10 protein-coding genes are annotated in these 10797 nt (G+C 43.2%); 6 read left to right on the top strand and 4 right to left on the bottom strand.

Features of this window, described 5'->3' with window-relative positions:
• The 3 genes from rfaY to ACUU1M_RS16100 all read left to right on the top strand — a co-directional run.
• The coding region (gene rfaY, locus ACUU1M_RS16110; RefSeq protein WP_238874663.1) for a lipopolysaccharide core heptose(II) kinase RfaY at positions 1–673 on the top strand (673 nt) is incomplete at its 5' end.
• Positions 674–697: 24 nt separating this feature from the next.
• Complete coding sequence (locus tag ACUU1M_RS16105; protein WP_000346002.1) at positions 698–1711, top strand: UDP-glucose--(galactosyl) LPS alpha1,2-glucosyltransferase; 1014 nt, start codon at positions 698–700, stop codon at positions 1709–1711.
• Positions 1712–1719: 8 nt separating this feature from the next.
• Positions 1720–2862: a lipopolysaccharide N-acetylglucosaminyltransferase gene (locus ACUU1M_RS16100; protein ID WP_000227811.1), complete on the top strand. Its 1143-nt coding sequence runs from the start codon at positions 1720–1722 to the stop codon at positions 2860–2862.
• 35 nt (positions 2863–2897) lie between these two features.
• Here the strand turns inward: ACUU1M_RS16100 and rfaL are convergent, their stop codons facing one another.
• From rfaL to rfaD, 4 genes are read right to left on the bottom strand one after another with little or no spacing between them, the layout of a single operon-like run.
• Entirely contained in the window at positions 2898–4106 is a 1209-nt protein-coding gene (gene rfaL, locus ACUU1M_RS16095) for an O-antigen ligase RfaL (RefSeq protein ID WP_000204747.1), read from the bottom strand.
• A complete protein-coding gene (rfaC, locus tag ACUU1M_RS16090) occupies positions 4103–5095 on the bottom strand; it encodes a lipopolysaccharide heptosyltransferase RfaC (RefSeq protein ID WP_001264565.1) in 993 nt (330 codons plus the stop codon). Before rfaC ends, rfaL begins: the two co-directional genes overlap by 4 nt.
• Before the next feature lie 3 nt (positions 5096–5098).
• Entirely contained in the window at positions 5099–6145 is a 1047-nt protein-coding gene (rfaF, locus tag ACUU1M_RS16085) for an ADP-heptose--LPS heptosyltransferase RfaF (protein ID WP_000699228.1), read from the bottom strand.
• A gap of 9 nt (positions 6146–6154) precedes the next feature.
• Positions 6155–7087, bottom strand: a complete 933-nt coding sequence (rfaD, locus tag ACUU1M_RS16080; protein WP_000587750.1) for an ADP-glyceromanno-heptose 6-epimerase — start codon at positions 7085–7087, stop codon at positions 6155–6157.
• A gap of 303 nt (positions 7088–7390) precedes the next feature.
• Between rfaD and yibB the strand changes: the two genes are divergently transcribed.
• The 3 genes from yibB (at position 7391) to tdh (ending at position 10754) form a co-directional block, all read left to right on the top strand.
• A complete protein-coding gene (gene yibB / locus ACUU1M_RS16075; RefSeq protein WP_000842815.1) occupies positions 7391–8248 on the top strand; it encodes a protein YibB in 858 nt (285 codons plus the stop codon).
• A 274-nt stretch (positions 8249–8522) separates the two neighbouring features.
• The gene (gene kbl / locus ACUU1M_RS16070; RefSeq protein WP_001213834.1) at positions 8523–9719 is read left to right on the top strand and encodes a glycine C-acetyltransferase; all 1197 of its coding nucleotides are present in this window, start codon (positions 8523–8525) and stop codon (positions 9717–9719) included.
• Positions 9720–9728: 9 nt separating this feature from the next.
• Positions 9729–10754, top strand: a complete 1026-nt coding sequence (gene tdh / locus ACUU1M_RS16065) for an L-threonine 3-dehydrogenase (protein ID WP_000646018.1) — start codon at positions 9729–9731, stop codon at positions 10752–10754.
• The last annotated feature ends 43 nt before the right edge of the window (positions 10755–10797 follow it).

Below are 10797 nucleotides of genomic sequence, written 5' to 3'. Positions count from 1 at the left end.
CTTCATAAAAGATAATGATCCCTTTTATGAGCAAGTTCTAAATGACTTTTTAACTTGCAGGGTTAAAACATTAAAAGTTTTTCGTTCTATTGATGATACTAAAGTCATTCTTATTGACACTGCTCGTGGACCTCTTGTACTTAAAGTTTATGCGCCAAAGCATAAAATGACCGAACGTTTCTTAAAATCTTGCATAAAAAAAGATTATTATGAAAATTTAATTTATCAAACCGATCGGGTACGTGGTGAAGGCATCCAATCAATTAATGACTATTTTTTGCTAGCTGAACGTAAAACATTAAATTTCGCTCATTATTATATTATGCTCATTGAGTATATTGAAGGTGTCGGGTTAAATGAGTATTTGGAAATTTCTGAAGATCTGAAGGATCAATTATCAGAATCGATAAAAGAGTTGCATCAGCATGGAATGGTGTCTGGCGATCCTCATAAAGGAAATTTTATAGTATCCGAAAAAGGTTTAAGACTAATTGACCTTTCAGGTAAAAAAACAACCGCTGTTTTAAAAGCAAAAGATCGCATTGATCTTGAACGGCACTATAATATAAAAAATGAATTGAAAGACTTTGGCTATACATATCTTATATTCAAAAAGAAAATTAAAAAAGTAATCAGGGATGTAAAAGTCAAACTAGGATTGAAGAGCAAATAATGATTATGATGAAGGGTAATTAAATTGGATTTTAAACATCTTACTCAATTTAAAGATATAATTGAACTGGACAAGCGCCCCGTTAAACTTGATGAACGGGAAACGTTTAATGTCTCATGGGGTATTGATGAGAACTACCAGGTTGGGGCTGCGATTTCAATTGCTTCAATTCTTGAAAAGAATAAACAAAACAAATTTACCTTTCACATAATCGCTGATTACTTAGACAAAGAGTATATTGAATTATTATCACAATTAGCAACGAAGTATCAAACAGTAATTAAATTATATCATATTGATTCTGAGCCATTGAAGGCGCTACCTCAATCAAATATCTGGCCAGTATCTATTTATTATCGTTTGCTTTCATTTGATTATTTTTCTGCGCGATTGGATTCATTATTATATCTTGATGCTGATATCGTCTGTAAGGGTTCATTGAACGAGTTAATAGCATTAGAGTTTAAAGATGAATATGGGGCAGTGGTAATTGATGTAGATGCTATGCAAAGTAAAAGCGCTGAGCGTTTGTGTAATGAGGATTTTAACGGTAGCTATTTTAACTCTGGTGTAATGTATATTAATTTACGGGAATGGTTAAAACAAAGATTAACGGAAAAATTCTTTGATCTATTATCAGATGAGTCAATTATAAAAAAATTAAAGTACCCGGATCAAGATATTTTAAACTTAATGTTTCTACATCATGCTAAAATATTACCGAGAAAATATAATTGTATTTATACTATAAAGTCAGAATTTGAAGAAAAAAATAGTGAATATTACACCCGGTTTATTAATGATGACACTGTCTTCATACATTATACTGGTATAACTAAGCCATGGCATGATTGGGCGAACTACGCCTCTGCAGATTATTTTCGTAATATTTATAATATATCACCATGGAGAAATATACCTTATAAAAAAGCTGTTAAAAAACATGAGCACAAAGAAAAATATAAACACTTGCTTTACCAGAAAAAATTTCTCGATGGTGTTTTTACAGCAATTAAATATAATGTTATGAAAGGTTAATATACGAGATGGTTGATAAAATAATATTTACGGTTACTCCTATTTTTTCAATTCCTCCTCGCGGAGCGGCTGCTGTTGAAACGTGGATGTATCAGGTTGCTCAGCGTACCAATTTTCCAAATCGTATTGTTTGTATCAAAAATCCAGGATACTCAAATTACACCTTTGTTAATGATAATTGTAGTATTCATAGGGTTGGATTCAGTCGCATATATAAGCGGTTATTTCAAAAATGGACAAGACTTGATCCTCTTCCATATTCACAGAGAATATTGAATATTGCACATGATTTTCCTATAACGAAAGAAAGTGTTATTGTAGTTCATAATAGCATGAAGCTATACACTCAAATTCGTAAGCGAGCTCCTCAGGCAAGAGTGGTTATACATATGCATAATGCATTTGAACCAAAATTGCTTGAGCAAAATGTTAAAATGATAGTCCCTAGTTTATACTTGAAAAAGTATTACCAATCTTATTTAGCAAATGCAGATATTGAGATTGTACCAAATGGAATTGATTTAGAAACCTATCAATCTAATTTTCAGCCGATCACTAGAAGCGAACTTAATATCTCCCCTGAAGAGAAAATTATTTTTTATGCTGGGCGTATCGTCCCTGACAAAGGCATATTGCTGTTGATGCAATCATTCGAAAAATTGGCCGCTGCTCACAAAAATTTAAAATTAGTTGTGATTGGTGATTATACAGAAATGAGTAAAAGTGACAAAGGTGCATATCAACGCAATGTCAGGGAAATTGCAAAACGTTTGAAGGATCGTTGCATTATGTTAGGAAGCATACCGCCTGAAAAGATGCATTGTTATTACCCACTGGCAGATTTAGTCGTCATTCCTTCCCAGTTCCAGGAACCATTTTGCATGGTGGCAATTGAAGCTATGGGTGCTGGTAAGCCTGTTTTAGTGAGTACGCGTGGGGGGATGACGGAATTTGTCAAAGAAAATACTACGGGATTCCATTTAAAAGAACCTATGACTGCAGACTCCATAAGCAGCGATATTTTAAAAACGTTAGCGAATCCTGAATTAACAGCAGTTGCAAAGCAAGGTCAGGACTTTGTGTTTGATCACTACAGTTGGGATGGCGTAACTCAAAGATTCGAAGAGGTTATTCATAATTGGTTTGAATAAATAAAAAGGCCGCATTATGCAGCCTTTTTTATTTTTTACTTGTTTTTCATCGCTAATAATAAGCCGGCGTAAACGCCTAATAAATTTGGTTCAATTTGTTCTACGTTTCCACGGATAACAAAATAACCTATAAAAGATAGTAAGATTATATAATATGCATTATATGGTGAGCGATATTTATTCTTGACGCCATTTTTTATACACTCTTTCAATATTGCACAGTATAGCATCATAAGACTTACCAGCCCTAATAAACCAGTGCCAAACCAGATGAATAGCGCAAAATTATGTGGCCCTATTGATTGTCTAAAGGTCCATTCTGGATAATCAATGACACGTTTATTATAGACATCTTTATATGCAACGTTACCGTAACCATAACCAATAACAGGATTTTCTAATATTAGATCGAGTGCGCTGCCTTGAGTACCATTTGCATAGCGATAAGAACTATTAGTTTGTTGAAGTTTATACGTTAGCTTTGCGGTCATCTCCTTATGTGTGAAAATAACCGACAATGCAATGATGGAAACCATTACTCCTACTAATAGTAACTTCCATTGTTTAAACATCAGAATCCATATTAATCCAATGACTAACACGGAAAGCCAGGCCCCTCTGGATAAAGTTCCTAATATCAGAAAAATAAAAATAACGCTTAGAACCACAAAAGAAATGCGGTATTTTGCTGATTTGATAAGCCAGAAATTTAACAATGCAGGGAATAAAAAGACCATCGAGTCAGAAATGCTACGGTGTCTATAATCTGCGAATGGCATTATCCCTTGTTGATAGTCCTTATAATAGGTAATCAATTCAGAAAAACAGCGTAAGCCCAACGCACTAATAAATGAGAAGAAAACGATTTTTTCGACATCTTCTCTTTTCTCGTCTCTCAATATGACCGGTATTGCTATTGTGCATAGTAAAGTATTCTCAATAATAGCTTTGAAAATTTCCTTCATGCTAGCACCTGCATCAGGGGATTGAAGAAGTGACAGCAATGCAGCAATAGTTAATATGGCAACACTACCAAAAAGAAATGTTTTAAATAGTGAGAGATAGTGTTTTGGCCGTTTGCAGAGATAGACGATTGTCGTTATTGTCATAAGAATAACAATAAGATGTTTATACCTTGTAATCCCACCCAAAAAATAGGTGGTAATGAATAAGAATACGAGAGCTCTGTTCCAGTACGCTATCCAGTTTTTTTTCTCGAGAGAGAAAAATAATGTTGAGGTCATCTTATCTCCGATGTCAACTTATTGGTTATTATTTCAAGATTTAAATTTTGAAAAACGGTTTGAGCTGGCAAATCTGCAAGAGACATACTTGTAGAACGACACTCTACTTGATTCTTCCCATACCCACCAATTAATCCCGGATCGGTTGGTCCATAAACTGTGATATTGGGTCTATCCAGTGCCGCCGTTAAATGGCTTAACCCCGTATCCACCGACACTACAAATTTAGCCCCGGCCAGCACGCGGGCAACGCCTTCCAGACTCATCTTCGGCAATACTTCAACATAAGCAAATCCTTCCGCCAGTCGTTTCGCCCGTTCTTCCTCATGCGGCGCGCCCCACGGAAGTTTAATCCGTATTCCTGAATCAGCCAGTAAACCAATCAATTCTCGCCAGTGTTCTTCCGGCCAGTGTTTATCATCACGGGTCGTCGCATGAAGAAATACGGCATATTCGCCAGCATCTGTAGGCAGGTTCGTCAGAAAATGCTGTGCGATAGCATAATCGCCCTGGGTTTGCGGTTTGCTATAGCCCAAACTTTTGGCAAACAGTTCGCGGGTGCGTTCTACGGCGTGCTGCTGTTTTGCAATATGATGCTTACAATTGTAAAACAGGCTGGCTAAAGGTTCGCGAGCGGTTTGCCAGTCCAATCCATGCTTTACGCCATGCGCCAGACGTGTCACCAGTGCCGCGCTTTTTACCAGCCCCTGAGCGTCGATAACTGCGTCATAGTTCTCTGCTTGTAGCGCTTCACGAAACGCTTTGCGTTCAGCTTTTATGGGGGCCGAGAACCAGGCTTTACGCCAGCGACGTATTGCCACAGGAATAACTCGCTCAACGGCAGCGTGCCAGGAAGGAATCTGTGCGAACCCTTCTTCCACCACCCAGTCAAACTTAATCCCTGGGATTGCCTGCTGGGCATCAGTGAGTGCGGGCAACGTATGGAGAACATCGCCCATCGACGATGTTTTAACGATCAAAACCCGCATCCGTCAGGCTTCCTCTTGTAACAATAGCGCGTTGAGTTCTTCCAGTACGCGCTGGGGAGTAATGTCGATCAAGCTCTGGTGATAACCCTCCGCAGCGTCACCTTTACGCACTTTGTGATAGCCGGTAATCAGACGGATCACGCGCGCTTTATGGGATAGCGGCGGTGTGAAGTCCGGGCTACTTGGACCATACAGGGCAACCAGCGGACGATTGAGCGCCGCCGCAACGTGCATCAGGCCAGAATCGTTAGTGACAATGGCTTTACAGGCTGCAATCAGGATAACCGCTTGATCAAGCTGTGTTTCCCCCGCCAGGTTCCGACACCATGCCTGCTGCTCGGTATTCAAAGCGGCAAGAATCTCATTGCCCGCTTCATGATCTTTCGCAGAGCCAAACAGAACCACCTGATAACCTTCATCAATCAGCTGCTTTGCCAGTTCCGCATAGTGGTAGTGTGGCCAGCGTTTTGCCGGACCAAACTCCGCACCCGGGCAAAAGCCAATCATCGGACGTTCTGATGAAAGCGAAAATTGATTACAGGTATATGATTTTTCACCTTCGCTCACCTGCAACTGCGGCCATAACAATGGCTGCGGCAGATCTTGTGCGGTACGCATAATGCCTTTGTCATAGGCCAGCGCGACATAGCGTTCCACCATTAGCGGCCAGGCTTCTTTATCGAGCACGCGTACATCGTTGAGTAAACCGTAGCGCATCTCGCCGCGCCAGCCGGTGCGATGAGGAATACCCGCGAAGAAAGGCACTAATGCAGATTTGAAGGAGTTTGGTAAGACGTAGGCGCGGTCGTAGCGCTTTTCACGCAGGCTATGACCCAGTTTGCGGCGTTCGCCGATTTCCAGCGCTCCGTGACCGAGAGGCATAGGGATAGCTTCGTTAACTTCCGGCATCCGCGATAATAATGGACGGCACCATGCCGGTGCCATCACATCGATTATCGCCTGGGGATAGCGCGCCTGGAGCGTGCGATAGAGACTTTGCGACATCATCATGTCGCCAACCCAAGACGGGCCGATCACCAGTATTTTCATGCAGAGCTCTTATGCGTCGCGATTCAGCCAGGCCATGTATTCCGTTACACCTTCAGCAACGGTTTTGAACGGTTTGTCGTAACCCGCCGCGCGCAGATTTGTCAGATCTGCCTGAGTGAACGCCTGGTAGCGGCCTTTCAGCTTATCCGGGAACGGAATGTATTCGATCTGGCCTTTCTTGTGATAAGCCAGCGTAGCATCTGCTACTGCCTGGAAGGATTCTGCACGACCGGTGCCGAGGTTGAAGATACCGGAAACGCCATTTTCCAGGAACCACAGGTTTACATCTGCCACGTCGCCCACATAGACGAAGTCACGTTTGAAGTTCTCGCTACCTTCGAACAGCTTCGGTGATTCACCGTTATTAAGCTGGGTGTTGAGATGGAAAGCGACGCTCGCCATGCTGCCTTTATGGCCTTCACGCGGTCCATAAACGTTGAAATAGCGGAAGCCAACAATCTGCGAGTTCGCTTCTGGCAGGATTTGACGAACATATTCATCAAACAGGAATTTTGAGTAACCGTAGACATTCAACGGTTTTTCGTACTCGCGGGATTCAATAAAGTCGGAGGTGCGTCCGCCGTAGGTGGCTGCGGAAGAGGCATACAGGAACGGGATTTCGCGCTCCAGACAGTAGTGCAGCAGCTCTTTGGAGTATTGATAGTTGTTATCCATCATATACTTGCCATCCCACTCGGTGGTGGAAGAGCATGCGCCTTCGTGGAAAATCGCTTCGACATCACCGAACTCTTCGCCAGCCATAATCTGGATCAGGAAGTCTTCCTTATCCATATAGTCCGCGATATCCAGATCCACCAGGTTCACAAACTTGGTGCCGTCTTTCAGGTTGTCCACCACCAGAATATCGGTGATGCCTTTATCATTCAGGGCCTTGACGATGTTGCTGCCGATAAAGCCCGCGCCGCCGGTAACGATGATCATAACTGTAACCTTCGAATTATGGAGTCAGAGACAATCTCAGACACGAATGTCTGTAATCATACCATCACATCCGAATCCCTTCAGCCCTTTACATAGAGGTGCAAGGATGCTAATTGCAACAAACTAGTTTGGGTTTTAGCTAGTCCTTCATGGCGGATGTTGGTTTTGCATGTGAATAGTGCTTTAGTATCAATATTCCGATGTATGATAAATAACGGAATCATTTGAATGGATAATATACAGTATACATTCTGTTAATATTTATGATATAATTCTTTTTTTATATTAATGGTCTTATTAGTAATGAAATCATCCACCACAATTATCACTGCATATTTTGACATTGGTAGAGGGGATTGGACTGCTAATAAAGGGTTCCGTGAAAAACTAGCTCGTTCAGTTGATGTTTATTTTAGTTACTTTGAGCGTCTGGCCGCACTTGAAAATGAGATGATTATTTTCACTTCTCCCGATTTGAAACCAAGGATTGAAGCGATTCGCAACGGAAAACCAACAACGGTTATCGTTATCGATATAAAAAAGAAATTTAGATATATCAGAAGTCGTATCGAAAAAATTCAAAAAGATGAGTCGTTTACAAATAGACTTGAGCCTCGACAATTAAAAAACCCAGAGTACTGGTCACCAGAGTATGTTTTGGTATGTAACCTTAAGGCCTATTTTGTAAATAAAGCTATCAACATGGGTTTAGTGAAAACGCCTCTTATTGCGTGGATAGATTTTGGCTATTGCCGTAAGCCAAATGTAACTCGAGGATTGAAAATTTGGGATTTCCCATTTGATGAAAATAAGATGCATCTTTTCACTATAAAAAAAGGGCTTACTGTTACATCTCAACAACAGGCTTTTGATTTCATGATTGGCAATCATGTATATATTATTGGGGGCGCAATTGTTGGTTCACAGCATAAATGGAAAGAATTCTATAAATTAGTTCTGGAAAGTCAAAAAATAACACTAAACAATAACATTGTGGACGATGACCAGGGCATTTTTGTCATGTGCTATTACAAACGTTCCGATCTCTTCAACCTAAACTATCTGGGGAGAGGAAAATGGTTCGATTTGTTTCGCTGCTTCAGGAGTAACACTTTAGGGGCAAAAATGCAGGCGCTGAGAATTTTCCTTTCAAGAAAATAGGTTTCCCTCCATTAGTGGGTAGCGTTTTGATGCCAACTGAGATAGGAAAAATGATGCTTTGGCATCATTTTTTCTTTTTATATCAATGCAGTAAAATCACTCATCATTATGCTCAGCCAAAACTGTACAGTTTTTCTACTATCTGTAGGTGTTGAGAGACATCAAGATACACGTTATTTATCCTGAATTTTGCAGAAGTGTTAACGCATCATCTCGTCGCGACCTATAAGTTTGGGTAATATGTGCTGGAATTTGCCCTGTCTGGAGAATCGCAATGCGTGGAGAATTTTATCAGCAGTTAACCAACGATCTGGAAACCGCACGGGCGGAAGGGTTGTTTAAAGAAGAGCGCATTATTACGTCTGCGCAGCAAGCAGATATCACCGTGGCTGATGGAAGCCACGTCATTAACTTTTGTGCCAACAACTATCTCGGGCTGGCGAATCATCCGGATCTGATTGCGGCAGCAAAGGCGGGAATGGATTCTCACGGTTTCGGCATGGCTTCGGTGCGTTTTATTTGCGGCACTCAGGACAGCCATAAAGAGCTTGAACAAAAACTGGCGGCATTCCTGGGGATGGAAGATGCGATTCTCTACTCTTCCTGCTTTGATGCTAACGGTGGCCTGTTTGAAACGCTGCTGGGCGCGGAAGACGCCATTATCTCCGACGCACTGAACCACGCGTCTATTATTGATGGTGTGCGTCTGTGTAAAGCTAAACGCTATCGCTATGCCAACAACGATATGCAGGAGCTTGAAGCTCGTCTGAAAGAAGCGCGTGAAGCCGGTGCGCGTCATGTGCTGATTGCCACCGATGGTGTGTTCTCGATGGATGGCGTGATTGCCAATCTGAAGGGCGTTTGCGATCTGGCAGATAAATACGATGCCCTGGTGATGGTAGACGACTCCCACGCGGTCGGTTTTGTCGGTGAAAATGGTCGTGGTTCCCATGAATACTGCGATGTGATGGGGCGTGTTGACATCATCACCGGCACGCTCGGTAAAGCGCTGGGCGGGGCTTCTGGTGGTTATACCGCGGCGCGCAAAGAAGTGGTTGAGTGGCTGCGCCAGCGTTCTCGTCCGTACCTGTTCTCCAACTCGCTGGCACCAGCGATTGTCGCCGCTTCCATCAAAGTGCTGGAGATGGTTGAAGCGGGTAGCGAGTTGCGTGACCGTCTGTGGGCGAACGCGCGTCAGTTCCGTGAGCAAATGTCGGCGGCGGGCTTTACCCTGGCGGGAGCCGATCACGCCATTATTCCGGTCATGCTTGGTGATGCGGTAGTGGCGCAGAAATTTGCCCGAGAGCTGCAAAAAGAGGGCATTTACGTCACCGGTTTCTTCTATCCGGTCGTTCCGAAAGGTCAGGCGCGTATTCGTACCCAGATGTCTGCGGCGCATACCCCTGAGCAAATTACGCGTGCAGTAGAAGCATTCACGCGTATTGGTAAACAACTGGGCGTTATCGCCTGAGGATGTGAGATGAAAGCGTTATCCAAACTGAAAGCGGAAGAGGGCATCTGGATGACCGACGTCCCTGTACCGGAACTCGGGCATAACGATCTGCTGATTAAAATCCGTAAAACAGCCATCTGCGGGACTGACGTTCACATCTATAACTGGGATGAGTGGTCGCAAAAAACCATCCCGGTGCCGATGGTCGTGGGCCATGAATATGTCGGTGAAGTGGTAGGTATTGGTCAGGAAGTGAAAGGCTTCAAAATCGGCGATCGCGTTTCTGGCGAAGGCCATATCACCTGCGGTCACTGTCGCAACTGTCGTGGCGGTCGTACCCATCTGTGCCGCAACACCATTGGTGTCGGTGTTAACCGTCCGGGCTGCTTCGCCGAATATCTGGTGATTCCGGCGTTCAACGCTTTCAAAATCCCCGACAATATCTCCGACGACCTGGCTTCCATTTTTGATCCCTTCGGTAACGCCGTGCATACCGCGCTGTCGTTCGATCTGGTGGGCGAAGATGTGCTGGTTTCTGGTGCAGGTCCGATAGGTATTATGGCTGCGGCGGTGGCGAAACACGTTGGTGCACGCAATGTGGTGATCACCGATGTTAACGAATACCGCCTTGAGCTGGCGCGCAAAATGGGTATCACCCGTGCGGTTAACGTCGCGAAAGAAAACCTTAATGATGTGATGACTGAACTGGGCATGACCGAAGGCTTTGATGTCGGTCTGGAAATGTCCGGCGCGCCGCCAGCGTTTCGTACCATGCTCGATACCATGAACCACGGCGGTCGTATTGCGATGCTGGGTATTCCACCGTCTGATATGTCTATCGACTGGACCAAAGTGATCTTTAAAGGCTTGTTCATTAAAGGCATTTACGGTCGTGAGATGTTTGAAACCTGGTACAAGATGGCGGCGCTGATTCAGTCTGGCCTCGATCTCTCGCCGATCATTACCCATCGTTTCTCTATCGATGATTTCCAGAAGGGCTTTGACGCTATGCGTTCGGGCCAGTCCGGGAAAGTTATTCTGAGCTGGGATTAACACGAACAAGGGCTGGTATTCCAGCCCTTTTATCTGAGGATAA

This window comes from Shigella sp. SIG6 (assembly GCF_053555815.1).
This window is presented reverse-complemented; position numbering and strand designations above follow the sequence as displayed.